Consider the following 17,953-nt stretch of genomic DNA (forward strand, 5'->3'; position numbering starts at 1 on the left):
GAAATATTATAACACTTTTCCCCGCTATTAGCCTAGAAATGTGTTAAAATAGAATCAATAACTTTGGAGGAAATCCTATATGAATCAAAAACAAGTGATTGCAGAAAGATTGGCTGCCATCCTTCCGAGTTTGGAAGTGGAAGCTATCTACAATCTGCTAGAAAAACCAAAATCATCAGAAATGGGCGATATTGCCTTCCCAGCCTTCTCACTCGCTAAAGTGGAACGCAAGGCTCCACAGGCTATCGCAACGGACATCGTTGAAAAACTCGATACAACTGGCTTTGAGAACGTTGTTGCAACTGGTCCTTACGTCAACTTCTTCTTGGACAAGGCTGCGATTTCCCACCAAGTCTTGACAGATGTTATTACTGAAAAAGACCAATACGGTAAACTCAACATTGGTCAAGGACGCAATGTAACCATCGACATGTCTAGCCCAAACATTGCTAAACCATTCTCAGTTGGACATTTGCGCTCAACCGTTATCGGTGATGCCCTTGCTAACATCCACGAAAAGCTTGGCTACAAGCCAATCCGCATCAACCACTTGGGTGACTGGGGTAAACAATTTGGTATGTTGATTGTTGCCTACAAACTTTGGGGTGACAAGGCTGCGGTCGAAGCAGACCCAATTTCAGAACTCCTCAAACTCTATGTGCGTATCAACGCTGAAGCGGAAGAAAAGCCTGAGTTGGACGACGAAGCACGTCAATGGTTCAAAAAATTGGAAGATGGCGATCCAGAAGCACACGAGCTATGGCAATGGTTCCGTGATGAAAGCTTGGTCGAATTCAACCGCATTTACGACAAACTCGATGTAACTTTCGACAGCTATAATGGCGAAGCTTTCTACAACGATAAGATGGACGAAGGCATCCAAATCTTAGAAGAAAAAGGACTTCTTCAAGAATCTAAAGGTGCGAGAATCGTTGACCTTGAAAGCTACAATCTTCCACCAGCCCTCATCATGAAAACAGACGGTGCAACACTTTATATCACACGTGACATGGCAACAGCTATGTACCGCAAACGCACTTACGACTTTGTGAAAAGCATCTATGTCGTTGGTCAGGAGCAAATCAACCACTTCAAACAACTCAAGGCTGTCTTGAAAGAAATGGATTTCGACTGGAGCGACGATATGACCCATATCACCTTCGGTCTGGTTACCAAGGACAAGAAAAAGCTATCCACTCGTAAAGGAAATATCATCCTACTCGAGCCAACTCTAGATGAAGCTATTTCACGCGCCCTTACTCAAATCGAAGCTAAAAACCCTGACCTTGAAAACAAGGAAGAAGTAGCACACGCAGTTGGGGTCGGCGCTGTGAAGTTCTACGACCTCAAAACCGACCGTGACAACGGCTACGACTTCGACCTAGAAGCTATGGTTTCCTTCGAGGGTGAAACAGGTCCTTATGTACAATACGCATACGCCCGCATCCAATCTATCCTACGCAAGGCAAACTTTGTACCAAGCGCAGAGAATGACTACAAACTGGCTGATGCAGAAAGCTGGGACATCATCAAGCACATCCAAAACTTCTCAAACGTTGTCGAACGTGCTGGTGACAAATTTGACCCATCCCTCATTGCTAAATATGCTATCAACCTGGCGCAAGCCTTCAACAAGTACTACGCACACACTCGTATCTTGGATAAAAGCCCAGAGCGTGACAGCCGTCTAGCACTTGCCTACGCAACAGGACTTGTCCTCAAAGAAGCTCTACGTCTTCTCGGCGTAAAAGCACCAGAAAAAATGTAATCAAAGCCCTCGGCCATCAGCCGAGGCTTTTTTTCTACCACATTGCCTACTCTCGTTTCCGATTCCTTATCACAACAACTCCTTATCCCAAATGAAAATCAAAAAGATTCATTTCAATTACGAATACATAGATGGGAGGCACAAGTGATGCCTCTACATCTATTACACAAGGAGAAATAATGAAAACATTCTTGAGAAGAAAAGAAATCGCCTGTCAGCTTCTAGCTGCCATTTTCATTGTCGGTATCAATTTACAATCCCCACCTTCAGCCTCAGCCAATGCACGAGGAGATGACTATCCCTACACAGCAGTTGATGCAGTCGATCCATGGAGACTCTACACACGCCAGTGCACCTCCTTTGTAGCCTTTCGACTTAGCACTGTTAACGGTTTTACATTACCACCTGCCTATGGTGATGCCAATGTTTGGGGCCATCGTGCCAAACAAGAAGGTTATCAAGTTAACATGACACCTACTGTCGGCGCCGTTGCCTGGTGGGAAACTCCCATGCATGTCGCATGGGTTTCTGCAGTAAATGGAGATACCGTAGAGATTGAGGAATACAACTACGGCGTTCGCTATACCTACGGAAGGCGAGTTATCCCCAAAAATGCCGTTAGCGGCTACATTCATTTTAAAGACCTCGGAGCGGGAACAACCAACTCTCAACCCGCCTTAGCCCCAAGCGGCACCTATACTTTTACCAGCCAACTGGCCATCAAATCTCAAGCTAGTCTATCTAGCCCTACCCTCGATTACTATTATGCTGGCGAAAGCGTCCGCTACGACAAGGTTCTTGAAGCCGACGGACAACAATGGATTAGCTATATCAGCTATTCTGGAGCTCGGCGCTATATCGCTATCCAACCTACCATTACTCAATCTATAAACAATAGCCTACCAGCATCAGGAAGCTACACCATCCAGTCCTACTCTAGTGTCCGCAACAATCCAAGTCTGTCCAGTCCTGAAATCACCTTCTACGGAGCTGGCTCAGTCGTTCGCTATGATAAAGTTATTACTGCCGAAGGTCGCACATGGATTAGCTATATCAGTTACTCAGGTGCCCGACGCTACATCGCCATCTCCTGATCACAAAAAAGACAATATTTAAAAGCACAATCTTTTTAGACTGTGCTTTTTCATTAAATATCTGTCGAATTAATAGCTGTGCTCGGTTTTTCTTTCGGTTTACGCAGATGGAAGAAAATAGTTACCCCAAAATAGATAGCAAATAGGACAACTCGAATAATATAATTCATCATTGCCTGCGCCTCTACTGACTGACGCATAACTGAATCAGTATAAATTTGACTCAACCCTTTCTCACCAATAAAAGCATAGGTCGAAAATAAGAGAGTTACAAAAAGATAACCCAGGTAGGTATAAGAAGCCTGCTCATTTTTCTTGAGGAAAAGCAGTACAATCGTCGCAATCACAGCAAGTAATAACACAACTGCAAATGCCTTATTGACAAGATTCGTTTGGAAATTGACAGACTCTCTCATATAGGTAAAATATACCTCATCAAGCCCCTCTACATTAAAATTCTGCAACAATTGACGCACAGCTGCCTCATCGTACTTCGCAAAAAACACATTAAAGACACGCAATACGCTCGCAATAGATGACAGCACAACAAAGATATACAAATGAATTGGTCTTTTCATAATAGCCTCCTTTTTTCTATATTTTATACTCATATTTTTATATTGTCAATCATATATTTCATTTGACTGCAAATATAATTTTGTTATACTAAGTTCAAAGGAGGAAAACTCATGAAGAAATTGCCCACCTATATCGGAGTGATTATTTTTGTAGTCACTCTACTGATTAACTGGTTATTGCCAAGTCTTGCTAAAGTGCTGAATACATTTTTCATTTGGACTATCGTAGCCTGCCTACTCTACACCATCTACTACTGGATTCGCTACTGGCTCTATGTCCGACAACAGAGATAACAAAGACTCCTCTAAGTTAGCTGCTTAGAGGAGTTCATTTTATTATGACTTTTCATCAACCAAATGCACATTAACCCGACGATAGGTTTCTGTAAGGTCTAGCAATTCCGCTTCAATCTCTGGTGTCAATTGATCCGCCGTCATTCTCCAAGTCCAGTTACCACCAAGCGTATTTGGCAAGTTCATGCGAGCTGAACCATCCAAACCAAGTAGGTCCTGCATAGTAGCCACCGCCATAAAGGCAGGTGAACCAAAGAGCAAGCGGAAAAGAGCATGACTGACCGTTTCGCCCTCATGACGATTGCTGTACTTATCTAAGAATGCACGCGATTCTTTCGTTGTTTCATTTTCGTACCAGCCAAGAATCGTATCATTGTCATGGGTTCCCGTATATGCCACCACATTATTAGGATGGTTATGTGGCATTTCAATGCTGTCGCCCTCAGGATCAAAGGCAAATTGCAAGACTTTCATACCAGGAAAACCTGTTGTATCACGTAATTGGATGACCTTGTCTGTCACAGAGCCCAAATCCTCAGCTATGATATTTAAGTCTCCGAGTTCACGTTTGATTGTATCAAATAATTCAAAACCTGGTGCTTCGACACGATAGCCATTTACAGCTGTTTCTTCACCCGCTGGAATTTCCCAGAAGGAGGCAAAGCCGATAAAGTGGTCGATACGTACCATATCGTATATCTTAAATGATTCACGTAAACGAGCAACCCACCAAGTAAATCCATCATGCTTCATCGCTTCCCAATCATAAATCGGATTGCCCCAAAGCTGACCAATTTCCGAAAAGGCATCTGGTGGGCATCCTGCAACCACACTCGGCTTGCCTTCTTCATCCGTTTTAAAGAAATGTGGATTAGCCCACATATCGGCAGAATCAGCCGCGATATAAATCGGCATATCCCCAACAAACTCAACACCTTTGGCATTGGCATAAGCCTTTAAGGCCTTCCATTGTGAAAAGAATAAATATTGTGTAATGCGGTGATAATCAATTCGATCTGCCAACAAGTGACGATAATATTCCAAGGTATCGTGGTAACGTAAGCGCGCCCCTTGATCTTCCCACTCTGTCCAAGGTTTGAGGTCAAAATGCTCTTTTATAGCCATATACTCCGCAAAGGTATGAATCCAAAAGTCATTCTCCCCTAAGAACATCCAGTAATCTTCTGGCAAGCCTTGTGCCTTCATGTTGGCAACTACCTTCTCCAGTAATGGACGGCGAGCATAAAAAATGGCTGCGTAATCTACCTCTGTAGGATTCTGCCCAAAGTCAACACCGTGTAAATCCTCTGCTGCTAGCCAGCCTTTATCAATCAATATATCGAAATCAATAAAATGAGTATTCCCTGCAAAAGCTGAAAATGACTGGTAAGGAGAATCTCCATAACTGGTTGTTCCCAAAGGTAAGATTTGCCAATAGCGTTGCTTAGTTCTTACCAAAAAATCAACAAATTCATAAGCCGATTGTCCCATGGAACCAATTCCATATTTCCCTGGTAATGATGAAATGTGCATCAGCACACCACTCTGTCTTACTTTCATAAGTTCTCCTATCTAATCCGCTTGCATAACGCAAACGTTTTCTCTTTTTTATTATATACTGAAAACGGTAACAAATCAAGGAATTTCCATTTAATTCTATTAGTTCACATGCCATTCCATATTTCTTTTCATTAATATGTGCAAAAAAATTCTTATATTTTTTTACACTCAAAAAAATTTTTTAAAATTTTTATAAAAACGCTTGCAAACGGATTCAATCTAGTGTATAATGAAGTCAACTTAGGAAAACGTTTGCGCAAAGCAAGCGTCACACAAAACTATTTATCTTCGGAGGGAAGAAAATGAAACACAATCTCCTTAAGAGCGTTGCTCTTCTTGCTGCATCAACTGCTGTTTTAGCTGCATGCTCAAACTCAGGTTCATCAACAGAGGTATCTAAGTCTGCTGAAGGTAGCAAAGAATTGACTGTCTACGTTGACCAAGGTTATGAATCTTACATCAACGATGTCAAAGCTGGCTTCGAAAAAGAAAATGGTGTATCTGTTACCGTTAAAACTGGTGATGCTTTAACTGGTTTGGATAACTTATCATTGGATAACCAATCAGGTTCAGCCCCAGACGTTATGATGGCACCATACGACCGTGTAGGTAGCCTTGGTTCTGAAGGTCAACTATCTGAATTGACTCTTGCAGATGATAGCAAAGCAGATGACACAACAACTGCTCTTGTAACAAACGGTGGTAAAGTTTACGGTTCACCTGCGGTTATCGAAACACTTGTTCTTTACTACAACAAAGACTTGTTGACTGAAGCTCCTAAAACATTTGCAGAACTTGAAACACTTGCTAAAGACAGTAAATACGCATTTGCTGGTGAAGAGGGTAAAACTTCAGCATTCCTAGCTGACTGGACGAATTTCTACTATACATACGGACTTCTTTCTGGTTACGGCGGCTATGTATTCGGTGAAAATGGTACAAATCCAAAAGACATCGGACTTGCTAATGAAGGCGCCATCAAAGCAATTGAATACGCTAAAACTTGGTACGAAAAATGGCCTCAAGGTCTTCAAGACGGTACTGCTGCAAACAACTTGATTAACACTCAATTTACAGACGGTAAAGCAGCTGCTATCATCGAAGGTCCTTGGAAAGCAGCTTCATATAAAGAAGCTGGTGTAAACTATGGTGTAGCAACAATACCAACTCTTGTAAACGGCAAAAACTACTCAGCATTCGGTGGTGGTAAAGCATGGGTTGTTCCAGCAGGTGCTAAAAACCAAGAAATGGCTCAAAAGTTTGTTGACTTCTTGACTGCTACAGACCAACAAAAAGCACTTTACGACGCTACAAACGAAGTTCCAGCTAACACTGAAGCTCGTGAATATGCTGTAAGCAAAAAAGACGAATTGACAACTGCAGTTATCAACCAGTTTGCTTCAGCTCAACCAATGCCAAACATCTCAGAAATGGGTTCAGTTTGGACACCAGCTGGTAACATGCTCTTCGAAGCTGCAAGTGGTTCAAAAGACGCTAAGACTGCTGCAACAGACGCTGTGAAAGCTATTGCAGACGAAATTGCTCAAAAACACAGCAACTAGTCAAGTTTAAAGTTGGACTGGGAGTTCTCTTCCCAGTCTACTTTATTACTTAACGATAAACTGAATAGATATAGTCTTTTAGTTTACTTTTAGTACGAGGCAATGAGCCGCAGGCATAACTGAAGTTAGGCAAGGCGAGTTAATGAAGTAATAAAAGAAAAACTAAATGACGATAACATCCACCATCTATTCAGAAGCTATATAAGGAGACTATGACTATGAAACAAAATCCAGGTAAGGCACTCCTTTTGTCCCTGATCCCTGGTCTCGGACAAATCTACAATAAACAAAAAGCCAAAGGATACATCTTTTTAGGTGTTACGCTTGCCTTCCTTGTTTATTTTATTGCTATTGCAGCTGGTGAATTAGGCAACTTGATTACCCTCGGTAGTGTTCGTGGACAAGATAATTCGCTATTCATGCTGATTCGTGGTTCTTTCCACTTAATTATCACAGTTGTCTATCTCGCTTTCTATGCACTCAACCTAAAAGACGCACGTGATACTGCGAAACGATGGAATTCAGGGATGCCAGTGGCTACCACATTAAAAGAAATGGTAAAAGGTATCTATGAGAATGGTTTCCCATATCTCTTGATTATCCCATCATATATTGCGATGACCTTTGCTATCATCTTCCCAGTTGTCGTTACATTGTTTATCGCCTTTACAAACTACGACTTCAAACACCTGCCACCAGGCGCATTGTTGGATTGGATTGGTATTACCAACTTTACAAACATCTGGAAACTAAGCACATTCCGTACCGCATTTGGTTCTGTACTTGGCTGGACAATTATCTGGGCACTCTGCGCTTCAACAGCTCAAATTGTTATCGGTATCTTGACAGCCATCATCGCAAATCAACCATTCATCAAAGGAAAACGTATCTTCGGTGTTATCTTCTTGCTCCCATGGGCTGTTCCTGCCTTCGTAACTATCTTGACTTTTAGTAACATGTTCAACGATAGTGTCGGCGCTATTAACACACAGGTATTGCCATTCTTGAGCAAATTCCTACCATTCATCGATAATTTCCTTATCCCTTGGAAGACCGACCCATTCTGGACTAAAGTTGCCCTCATTATGATGCAGGCTTGGCTTGGTTTCCCTTATATCTATGTTTTGACCTTAGGTATTTTGCAATCCATTCCAAACGACTTGTATGAAGCTGCTTACATTGATGGTGCAAGTGCCATTCAAAAATTCCGTAACATCACCCTTCCGATGATTTTAGCAGTAGCAGCTCCAACACTAATCAGCCAATACACCTTCAACTTCAACAACTTCTCTATCATCTACCTCTTCAACAATGGTGGTCCTGGTAGCGTCGGTGGTGGAGCAGGTTCAACTGACATCTTGATTTCATGGATTTATAAATTAACCACAGGTACATCACCTCAATACTCAATGGCGGCAGCAGTTACATTGATTATCTCAATGATTGTCATCAGTATTTCCATGATTGCCTTCAAAAAACTAAATGCTTTTGAAATGGAGGATGTATAAGATGAAATTATCTGTAAAATTTAGACGTAGAATCAATCAGACCTTAACCTATCTCTATCTGATTGTTCTGTCTGTTATCATCATCTATCCTCTCTTGATTACAATCATGTCTGCCTTCAAGTCTGGTAACGTGGTTGCCTTCAAATTGGATAGCAATATCAACTTTACACTAGACAATTTCAGCAAGCTCTTTAGCGAGACTCTATACGGAACCTGGTACCTCAATACGCTTATCATTGCTCTCTTGACAATGGTTATTCAAACAAGTATAGTGGTACTAGCGGGTTACGCTTATAGTCGCTATAACTTCATCGCTCGTAAGCAGAGTTTGGTCTTCTTCTTGATTATCCAAATGGTACCAACCATGGCTGCTCTTACCGCCTTCTTCGTTATGGCCCTCATGCTCAATGCGCTCAACCAAAGCTGGTTCCTCATCTTCCTTTATGTCGGTGGTGGTATCCCAATGAACGCTTGGCTCATGAAAGGCTACTTCGATACGGTGCCAATCTCACTTGATGAATCTGCAAAACTAGACGGTGCCGGTCACTTCAGACGTTTCTGGCAAATCGTCCTCCCACTCGTTCGTCCAATGATTGCTGTACAAGCGCTCTGGGCCTTCATGGGACCTTTTGGAGATTACATCCTATCCAAATTCTTGCTTCGTGAAAAAGAATTCTATACTGTAGCTGTCGGACTTCAAACCTTCATCAGTGATGTGAAAAATATGAAGATTGCCTACTTTGCGGCAGGTGCCATTCTTATTGCCCTCCCTATCAGTATCCTATTCTTCTTCCTACAAAAGAACTTTGTATCTGGTTTAACAAGCGGTGGCGACAAGGGATAACCCTGTCCCACCTTTTCCCTTTTTAGGGGAAACATTGATATTTATGAAAGGTCCAACGAATGCTCCCATATCCTTTTTCCTATTTTTCTAGTATCTTCTCTCCAAGAAATATGTTTGCCAATCGTAGACTAACGAACCTTTGGCAACGGTTGTTTACAACGCTTTTTTTAGTGGCGCTCTTGCTCATTCCGAGCTCCCTACAGACTGTCAATCTCGAAACCTATCCTTTAGAAAATTTCGTAGAAGGTATCTATGCACCTCTGACAGATCAGGTCGTAGATGACCTCCGTCAACATGCAGTCATCGAAAACAACCACCTAACCTATACTGGAAATACTAACTGGGAGCAAGTGACATTTGGTGATACCGTTAGCTCTAGTTCTGACTTTACTTATCAATTCGCCAATCAGTCTCTGACTATTCGTAAAGGAAGTGATATTCTAAGCGAATTGACTTATGAAGGTTTGAATACTGACGATTTTGCTAGTAAGGACACCTTGACTACAACCATCTCTAAAAAATGGTATCAAGCCAACCGAGCAGCTGTCGGACTGTCCATCACTCTTATTTCGACCTTTATTTTAACAACAAACCTACTCTTCATCCTACTAGGAGCCAGCTTCTTCCTCTTTTTGACTAAAAAGTCTCGTTTCTTCCATTTTGAAACGTTTGCAGAGTGCTATAATTTTGCTCTCAACTGTCTGGGGCTGCCTACTCTTATAGCCTGTCTAATCGGACTATTTGGTCAACCTGTGACTACCCTTCTAACCATACAAAATATCCTATTTGTACTATGCTTGTTATGGGTATTTTTCAAAACAAAATTCAGAGATGAAATCTAGGAGGTCTATATGCGTGCTACCATCAAAGATGTGGCCAAATTAGCTGGTGTCTCGCCATCTACAGTTACTCGTGTCATTCAAAATAGCTCTGCCATTAGCCAAAAAACGAAAGACTTGGTGCGGAAAGCCATGGCGGATCTCAACTACCATCCAAACCTCAATGCTCGAAGCCTAGTTTCTAGCTATACACAGGTTATCGGACTGGTTTTGCCAGATGACTCGGATGTTTTCTATCAAAACCCCTTCTTCCCTACTGCCTTACGTGGAATTTCTCAAGTTGCGGCAGATCATAATTATGCCATCCAAATCTCAACAGGAAAGAATGAAGAACAACGTCTAGAAGCGATTTCTCAGATGGTCTACGGCAAACGAGTGGACGGCCTCATCTTCCTCTATTCCAAGCCCGACGATCCATTGGTACAATTGGCTATCCAACACAAATTCCCCTTCCTCATTCTTGGTAAGGCGGATTCTCCATTCATATCACTAGTTGATAATGATAATATCCAGGCCGGCTTTGAAGCTACCAACTACTTCATCAATAAAGGTTACAAAAACATTGCCTTCGTCGCTGGTAACAAAGAGTTGGTCGTATCTCAAGACCGTTATACAGGTTACAAGAACGCCCTTAAATCGCATAATATTCCCCTGGATGAAAACAAGGTCAAGTTTGTGTCTGGCTTCCTTCTCGAAGACAGTGCCTATAAAATTTCTAAGAAATTACTCAAACAAGACCTGGATGCAATCGTCACAACCGACACTTCCGTTGCCGAAGGTGTTGTCAAATATCTCAACGAAGTCGGAGTCAAACTTCCTATCATTTCTTTCGACTCCGTCAAGCCAAAACTAGATATTGAAGCCTACGTTGACGTCCACGCTATTAAACTAGGACGTGTCGCATTCAACACCCTCCACCAAATCATCAATGACAACAAGGAAGACAAGCAAGTCTGCTACCGACGTGTCATTCCACATACCATTACCGAACTCTAACTTAGAAAGGAGCCTTTTGGCTCATGGCATTACGACAATTCCAAGCATTCCTTGATGATGTAGCAACTATTCGCTTGGTCATGGAAAAACGATTCGACTCCGAACATATGAGCTTTTCACTCGAATCAAATGATGCTACGTCTCAACTTTTTATCCATTCCTGTCTAGAAGTAGACAATCTCGTTATCTATTATCTAACCAGCCTCCATGCATTGACATTGGACAAGGACTATACCATCTACGACCAGGACCGTAATAAAGCTGAACTCGGCTATGGTCATATCGTTCGCTCTACACTTTTTGAACAAAGTTATACATACAATGGGCAAGACTTGGGAGCAACCTATCGACCAGAGGCAACAACCTTTAAGTTATGGGCACCTATTTCTAAGCAAGTTTTTCTTGTTCTAGAAGGAAACCCACGTGCAATGACTAAGGGAGCAAAAGGAGTTTGGGAAATTACTGTTGAAGGAGACCTAGAAGCCCACAGCTATCACTATCTCCACAAAGTAAACGGTGAATGGATTTCCGTTCACGATCCCTACGCCCTGTCTTCCACAGCCAACTCAGGTGACAGCTACGTTATCAATCCAGATAAACTTCATAAAATCCGTCGTGCTAAGACCCAACGACCTATCTCTCAGGCCATTATCTATGAAATGAGCGTCCGTGATTTCTCATGGCAAAAAGAAGCTGGTTTCAAGCATCGCAGTCAATTTCTCGGATTGACAGAGTCTCCTACCATGGATGGAATGAAGCTAGGAATGGATTACATCAGAGAACTAGGCGTTACCCATATTCAATTATTGCCTGTTTATGATTTTGGCAGTGTGGATGAAAATAAACCCCAAGCTGTTTACAACTGGGGCTACGACCCTATGCAATACAATCTGCCAGAAGGTTCCTATTCTAGCCAACCAAATGATCCTTACGCACGTATTCTAGAGCTACAAGAAGCTATTCAGGCCTACCATGATGCAGATATTTCCGTTATTATGGACGTTGTTTACAACCACGTCTATCATGCTGAAAAGTACGCATTTGAGCTCATCGTTCCAGGCTACTTCTATCGCTATGATGACCACGGCATGCGAACAGACGGGACATTCTGCGGTAACGACGTTGCCAGCGAGCGCAGTATGGTCCGCAACTACATCAAACAATCCCTTCGCCAATGGCTAGAACTCTATGGTTTTGATGGCTTCCGTTTCGACCTTATGGGTATTTTAGATAGCGAAACAATCAATCAGATTCAAACTGAATTATCTGCCATTCACCCAAATGTCTACCTCTATGGTGAAGGATGGAAAATGGCAACAGGCCTCGAATTTGAAAAGCTGGCTCATCAGTACAATGCAGAGCAGTTACCTGAAATCAGCTTCTTCAATGACGATTACCGTGATACCTTTAAGAAACTCTTGCTCAATCCAAACCGTCTAGTAGATAAGCAATTGCACGAAAAAGTACAACATCTCCTGACTGGTAGCCGATTAAGCCATTTCTTAACGCCTCAACAGTCCCTCAACTACATCGAATGCCATGATAATGCTACAGCATTTGACTATTTCCATATTGAGAATCCAAACTGGACACCTCAACAGCAGAAACGTGCTGCAAGTTTTGGTCTCCAGCTCATCTTAATCTCTCAGGGTATGGCCTTCATTCACAGCGGACAGGAATTTTTCCGTACAAAAGATGAAATAGATAATACTTACAATGTCCCTGACCGTATCAACCGTCTGGACTGGACACGAGCTATTCGCTATAAGGAACATATCGAATTCATTCAGGAATTAATTACCTTCCGCAAAAATAATCCAATACTCAGCCAGGATAACTACGAAAGTATCCAAGAAACTTGTGATTTCTACTGGTTAACTGAATATGTTCTTCGCTATCAAGTGACAAGTGAAGAAAAGACCATTCAATTTATCATCAACTTTGCGGATAGCGACTTTACCTATGAACGTGAAAAAGATAAGACAGTTCTCTACAACTATCCTCCAGTCGAAGAGCGTGATCAGCAAGAAATCACGATTGCAGGACAGAGTATTTGCATTTTAGAAGACAAATAGGACTTTAGACCGATGAAACACGATATAGTCTGAGGTATACTATAGTCAATCCTAAATATTTTTCATAATCTCCTTAAAACTCACTAGTCACACTGGTGAGTTTTTTTGTGTGTCAAAAAAACAACCCAGCATAAAACTGAGTTGAGGCTCTTTACATCAATTCCATTATCTTCCGACCAATGCGTTCAATGTCATTCTGCATCCCTCTAAGTTCAAAGGTGTCTATAACAGGAAAATTAAATCGCTCAGCATATTGCTTAGCAGTCAGACAATATTGGTTGTTGAAATTTCGATTGCCTGAGCCAACGACACCCAGACAGAGCTCTGCATTGGTCCCCAAAGCGATAAAATCTCCGAGAGGATTGGTCAGAATTTCCACATCTCCGTTGTCCACTCCATTTCCACCTTCTAAGTAGGTTGGTAAAAAGGCGACAAAGGGTGCATCTAGCTGATAGAAAGGAATATCCTGCTTGACCAAATCTTTGACATGGACCAGTTCAACCTCCCAGTCAGTTTGAAATTGGAAAAAGGACTTTAGGCGTTTCACAAAACTTTCTGTATTGCCACTCAAACTGATGTAAACCAAATATATTTTCTTCTTCATACATTTCCTCTTTATATAAAAACACTACATGTAGACTGTAAATACTATTTTACTCCTACATGTAGTGTTTGTCAATCAGTCACTTTCCACAAACCGACCAATAATATTAACGTTGTCAGCTACCGATACAAAGGCTTTGGGGTCTGCCTTTTTCATAATATGCTTGAAATCATTGAACTCTGCACGAGTGATGATGGTAATGAGAATCGTCTTTTGCTCATGGTTATAAGCACCCTCAGCACCGTTGATAATGGTCACACCGCGATTGAGCTTCTTATGGATTTTCTTAATGACTCGTTCAGGATGATTGGTGATAATCATGGCCTGCATCCGTTTTTGTTTCACGAAAATCGCATCTGTCATGCGACTGGAGATAAACAGCGCAACCATTGAATACAGGGCATATTGCCAGCCAAAGGTCATCCCTGCAATCAACATAATCATAATGTTGACAATCAAGGAAATGGAGCCAACTTGACGTCCCGTCTTCTTGCGAATAATAATAGAGACAATATCAGTACCACCACTGGATACATTGTTCCTAAGCGCAAAGCCAATCCCAGTTCCCAGCATGAGACCACCGAAAATAGCATTGACTAACGGATCCGTCGTCAGGGTAACTGGCGGCATAAATTGGATAAAGAAAGAACTGAAGGATACTGTAATAAAGGTAAAGATAGTAAATTTATAACCAATTTTATACCAAGCTAAGATAAGTAAGGGGATGTTCAGACCGTAGTAGACCACCGCAATCGGTACATTCCAACCAGTGTAAGAAGCTGCCAGAGCAGAAACAATCTGTGCAAGACCAGTAACTCCAGACGAATAGACATTCCCTGGTCTAAAGAAAAAATTGACTGCAATACTAGATAGGAGTCCATAAATAATGGACCCCGATATCCGTTCAGCATATTTTTCCTGAGAAATTCCCAAAATGACCGACCAAAACTTATTCTTTCTGGCCTTTCTTAAAAAGCGTACACGCTGTTTTCTGAAAAATTTATTCATTTTCAAGTGTAATGTCTAAAGCCAATTCCTCTAATTGTGCTGAGGCAACCGTACTTGGTGCCTGCGTCATCGGATCAGATGCCTTGTTATTCTTCGGAAAGGCGATAACTTCACGAATGTTATCCTCACCAGCCAATAACATGACAAAGCGGTCCAAACCGATAGCCAATCCACCATGTGGTGGGAAGCCGTAGTCCATAGCTTCAAGCAAGAAACCAAACTGCTCATGCGCATCTTCAGCTGAGAAACCAAGAGCCTTGAACATCCGTTCTTGCATGTCTTTTTGGTTGATACGAAGGCTACCGCCACCCAATTCATAACCATTCAAAACAATATCGTAGGCAACTGCACATACCTCTGCCAAATCACCATCCAAATGATGAGCTGTTTCTTCTGTCGGCAAGGTGAATGGGTGATGGGCACTCATGTAGCGGCCTTCTTCTTCCGACCACTCAAACATTGGCCAGTCTACAATCCAGAGGAAGTTGAATTTGCTTTCGTCAATCAAACCTTGCTCTTTTGCTAAGCGGTTACGCAAAGCTCCCAGGGTATTGTTGGCTACTTCCAATTCATCCGCCACAAAGAGGACCAGGTCCTTGTCCTCAAGTTGTAAACTTGCTGTCAACTTATCTGTAATACTTGTCAAGAACTTAGCAACTGGGCCCGCTAATTCTCCCGTATCAACTTTCACCCAAGCAAGTCCTTTGGCACCAAATTGTTTGGCGTATTCTGTTAATTTGTCAATGTCTTTACGTGAGTAGCTATCCGCCGCACCCTTGACCACAATGGCTTTGACAACTGGTGCTTCTGAGAAGACTTTGAAGTCAACTTCCTTGACAAGTTCTGTCAAGTCTTGCAAAAGCATCTCAAAACGAGTATCTGGTTTATCTGAACCATAGAAGTTCATAGCATGGTCATAGGCCATACGAGGGAATGGCAAGGTCACATCGATTCCTTTGGTATCTTTCAAGACCTTAGCAATCAAGCCTTCTACGATGTCTTGGATTTCAACTTCATTCAAGAATGAGGTTTCTAAATCCACCTGTGTAAACTCAGGTTGACGGTCCCCACGCAAGTCCTCATCACGGAAACACTTAACGATTTGGTAGTAACGGTCAAAACCAGCGTTCATTAACAGCTGCTTAGTAATCTGTGGACTTTGTGGCAGGGCATAGAAATGACCTTTTGACACACGAGATGGTACCAAGTAGTCGCGTGCACCTTCTGGTGTTGACTTAGTCAACATTGGTGTCTCCACATCAATAAATTCCAAGTCATCCAGATAATTGCGAATGCTGTGGGTTACAGCTGCACGTAATTTGAAGTTGTTGAGCATTTCTGGACGGCGAAGATCCAAATAACGGTAACGAAGACGGGTATCATCACTGGCTTCAATGCCGTCCTTGATCTCAAACGGAGTTGTCTTAGCCGTGTTCAACACTGTCAAGCTGGTTACTTGCAGTTCAACAGCTCCTGTCGGGATATTGTCGTTAGCTTGTTCACGCTCCACAACCGTTCCTGTTACTTCGATAACAAACTCGGAACGAAGACTCTCCGCTTTTGCCATCACTTCAGCTTCAACTGACTCAGGGTTAATCACCAATTGCATAATGCCTTCACGGTCACGCAAGTCAATGAAAATCAGACCCCCCAAGTCACGACGACGGCCAACCCAGCCTTTCAAAGTAATTTCCTGTCCGACATGTTCCTTACGAACACGTCCAGCGTACATAGAACGTTTCATTTTCTTCCTCTTTTACTGATTTTATACCTATTCATTCTACCATAAACTGGCTGATTTTTGGGGGAAATTGCCGAGAAAAATCGAAAAACCAGCCCTAGTTGACTGGTTTACGGTATAACATATCCAAATGTGGGATATCATCCTCCAAATATACTTCAGAAATAGGTTCGAAGCCAAGCGATTGATAGAATTTTTCCAAATAGGCTTGGGCCCCGATTTTAATCTGACTTTCCTCCCATTCGGTTGTAATGTAATGGATAGCCTGCTCCATCATTGGCCTACCTAAACCTTTGCCACGATGACTTGGCTTGATGACCACACGTCCGATGGAAACTTCATCATAACTTAGACCAGCCGGCAATATTCTCAAATAAGCCACTAACTCCCCATTGTCTGTTCCTAAAAGATGAAGACAGTTTGGATCCTTTCCATCTATTTCTGGATAGGGGCAAGCTTGTTCTACAACAAAGACATCGGTCCGAAGTGTCAAGCTATTGTAAAGTTCATGTAAACTAAGTTGTTCAAATGTTTTTATTTCCCACTTCATACATTCCTCCTAGGGCAGAATGTTGCCTGCACTTTTGTAAATCTCGTACCATTCTGGTCTGGTTAAGGTAATCTGGCTCGCTTGAGCAATCTTTGTCAAGCGTTCTGGATTCATAGAACCCACAATCGTTTGAATCTTTGCTGGATGACGCAAAATCCAAGCTACGACAATTGTTTCATGTGAAACATTGTATCGCTCTGCTATTTCCCCAATGGTCTGATTTAAAAGAGCATAGTCAGGATGGTTGGCAAAAATACCTCGTTGCAAATCAATCAAGAAAGGAGACCAGGCTTGGATAGTGATTTTTTTAAGCTGGCAATAATCAATCAGCCCACCATCACGCATAGTCGCAGCAGCATCTTTCATATTGACATGTAATCCAGCATCAATCAAAGGCGTATGAGCAGGAGATAGCTGTAATTGATTAACTGCAAGCGGTTGATCGAGATAGGATTGTAATAACTCCATTTGGTAAATGTTTTGGTTGCTGACGCCAAAATGATGAACCTTCCCTGCTTTTTTCAAGAGATAAAAGGCTTCTGCCACTTCCTCTGCTTCCATGAGAGCATCCGGACGGTGTAAGGCGAGAACATCTAAATATTCCGTATCCAAGCGCTTCAAAATCCCATCCACAGATTCCAAAATATACTCTTTTGAGAAATCAAAATAACCTTTACGAATGCCACATTTTGATTGGAGAAGCAGGTCCTCACGTTTCAATCCCGCCAATTTTGCCCCCTGAGCAAAACGGATTTCTGACTCACCACCACCATAAATATCCGCATGATCAAAAAAGTTAATTCCCTGTCCAACAACTGTATCTAACACTTTAGCTGTTTCCTGCCCACTCAAACTTGCCATTCGCATACAGCCTAAAGCAATTCGTGAAGCTTCTAGACCTGTTTGTCCTAATCTTTGCATTTATTTTCTCC

The 17,953-nt window shown here is 42.1% G+C and carries 16 protein-coding genes; 9 read left to right on the forward strand and 7 right to left on the reverse strand.

Annotation, left to right across the window (positions count from 1 at the left end):
• Positions 1-79 precede the first annotated feature (79 nt).
• Entirely contained in the window at positions 80-1,768 is a 1,689-nt protein-coding gene (argS, locus tag ODU37_RS02495) for an arginine--tRNA ligase (RefSeq protein ID WP_249562310.1), read from the forward strand.
• Positions 1,769-1,947: 179 nt separating this feature from the next.
• Positions 1,948-2,862 (forward strand): SH3 domain-containing protein, encoded by a 915-nt coding sequence (locus ODU37_RS02500; protein ID WP_249562311.1) that lies wholly within the window; start codon positions 1,948-1,950, stop codon positions 2,860-2,862.
• A 53-nt stretch (positions 2,863-2,915) separates the two neighbouring features.
• Here ODU37_RS02500 and ODU37_RS02505 read toward each other — a convergent pair whose 3' ends face one another.
• Complete coding sequence (locus tag ODU37_RS02505; protein ID WP_024381249.1) at positions 2,916-3,440, reverse strand: hypothetical protein; 525 nt, start codon at positions 3,438-3,440, stop codon at positions 2,916-2,918.
• A 111-nt stretch (positions 3,441-3,551) separates the two neighbouring features.
• On the opposite strand from ODU37_RS02505, the gene ODU37_RS02510 reads away from it, so the two are divergent.
• Entirely contained in the window at positions 3,552-3,734 is a 183-nt protein-coding gene (locus ODU37_RS02510) for a hypothetical protein (protein WP_002937045.1), read from the forward strand.
• Between the two features lie 42 nt (positions 3,735-3,776).
• Here the strand turns inward: ODU37_RS02510 and malQ are convergent, their stop codons facing one another.
• Entirely contained in the window at positions 3,777-5,294 is a 1,518-nt protein-coding gene (malQ, locus tag ODU37_RS02515; RefSeq protein ID WP_105147620.1) for a 4-alpha-glucanotransferase, read from the reverse strand.
• A 302-nt stretch (positions 5,295-5,596) separates the two neighbouring features.
• Between malQ and ODU37_RS02520 the strand changes: the two genes are divergently transcribed.
• From ODU37_RS02520 to pulA, 6 genes are all read left to right on the forward strand, one after another.
• A complete protein-coding gene (locus ODU37_RS02520) occupies positions 5,597-6,856 on the forward strand; it encodes an extracellular solute-binding protein (RefSeq protein WP_105159059.1) in 1,260 nt (419 codons plus the stop codon).
• A gap of 212 nt (positions 6,857-7,068) precedes the next feature.
• On the forward strand, positions 7,069-8,364 hold the full coding sequence (locus ODU37_RS02525; RefSeq protein WP_024376014.1) for a sugar ABC transporter permease: 1,296 nt from the start codon (positions 7,069-7,071) through the stop codon (positions 8,362-8,364).
• A 1-nt stretch (position 8,365) separates the two neighbouring features.
• On the forward strand, positions 8,366-9,208 hold the full coding sequence (locus ODU37_RS02530; RefSeq protein WP_024407722.1) for a sugar ABC transporter permease: 843 nt from the start codon (positions 8,366-8,368) through the stop codon (positions 9,206-9,208).
• Between the two features lie 110 nt (positions 9,209-9,318).
• Positions 9,319-10,050, forward strand: coding sequence for a hypothetical protein (locus ODU37_RS02535; RefSeq protein WP_249562312.1), 732 nt, complete (start codon positions 9,319-9,321; stop codon positions 10,048-10,050).
• A 9-nt stretch (positions 10,051-10,059) separates the two neighbouring features.
• Positions 10,060-11,043, forward strand: a complete 984-nt coding sequence (locus ODU37_RS02540) for a LacI family DNA-binding transcriptional regulator (protein WP_002936122.1) — start codon at positions 10,060-10,062, stop codon at positions 11,041-11,043.
• A gap of 23 nt (positions 11,044-11,066) precedes the next feature.
• Positions 11,067-13,118 carry a type I pullulanase gene (gene pulA / locus ODU37_RS02545; RefSeq protein WP_249562313.1) on the forward strand — a complete coding sequence of 684 codons (2,052 nt, stop codon included), beginning with the start codon at positions 11,067-11,069 and terminating at the stop codon, positions 13,116-13,118.
• Positions 13,119-13,269: 151 nt separating this feature from the next.
• Here pulA and nrdI read toward each other — a convergent pair whose 3' ends face one another.
• From nrdI to ODU37_RS02570, 5 genes are all read right to left on the reverse strand, one after another.
• Positions 13,270-13,722, reverse strand: a complete 453-nt coding sequence (gene nrdI, locus ODU37_RS02550; protein WP_024407725.1) for a class Ib ribonucleoside-diphosphate reductase assembly flavoprotein NrdI — start codon at positions 13,720-13,722, stop codon at positions 13,270-13,272.
• 75 nt (positions 13,723-13,797) lie between these two features.
• Positions 13,798-14,736 (reverse strand): YitT family protein, encoded by a 939-nt coding sequence (locus ODU37_RS02555; protein WP_079396488.1) that lies wholly within the window; start codon positions 14,734-14,736, stop codon positions 13,798-13,800.
• Positions 14,723-16,474, reverse strand: coding sequence for an aspartate--tRNA ligase (gene aspS, locus ODU37_RS02560; protein WP_249562314.1), 1,752 nt, complete (start codon positions 16,472-16,474; stop codon positions 14,723-14,725). Before aspS ends, ODU37_RS02555 begins: the two co-directional genes overlap by 14 nt.
• 94 nt (positions 16,475-16,568) lie before the next feature.
• Positions 16,569-17,021: a GNAT family N-acetyltransferase gene (locus tag ODU37_RS02565; RefSeq protein ID WP_105159063.1), complete on the reverse strand. Its 453-nt coding sequence runs from the start codon at positions 17,019-17,021 to the stop codon at positions 16,569-16,571.
• Between the two features lie 9 nt (positions 17,022-17,030).
• The gene (locus ODU37_RS02570; protein ID WP_105202044.1) at positions 17,031-17,942 is read right to left on the reverse strand and encodes an aldo/keto reductase family oxidoreductase; all 912 of its coding nucleotides are present in this window, start codon (positions 17,940-17,942) and stop codon (positions 17,031-17,033) included.
• Between the last annotated feature and the right edge of the window lie 11 nt (positions 17,943-17,953).

The sequence above is a fragment of the Streptococcus sp. 2021WUSS109 genome (assembly GCF_044427305.1).
Lineage (GTDB): Bacteria > Bacillota > Bacilli > Lactobacillales > Streptococcaceae > Streptococcus > Streptococcus suis.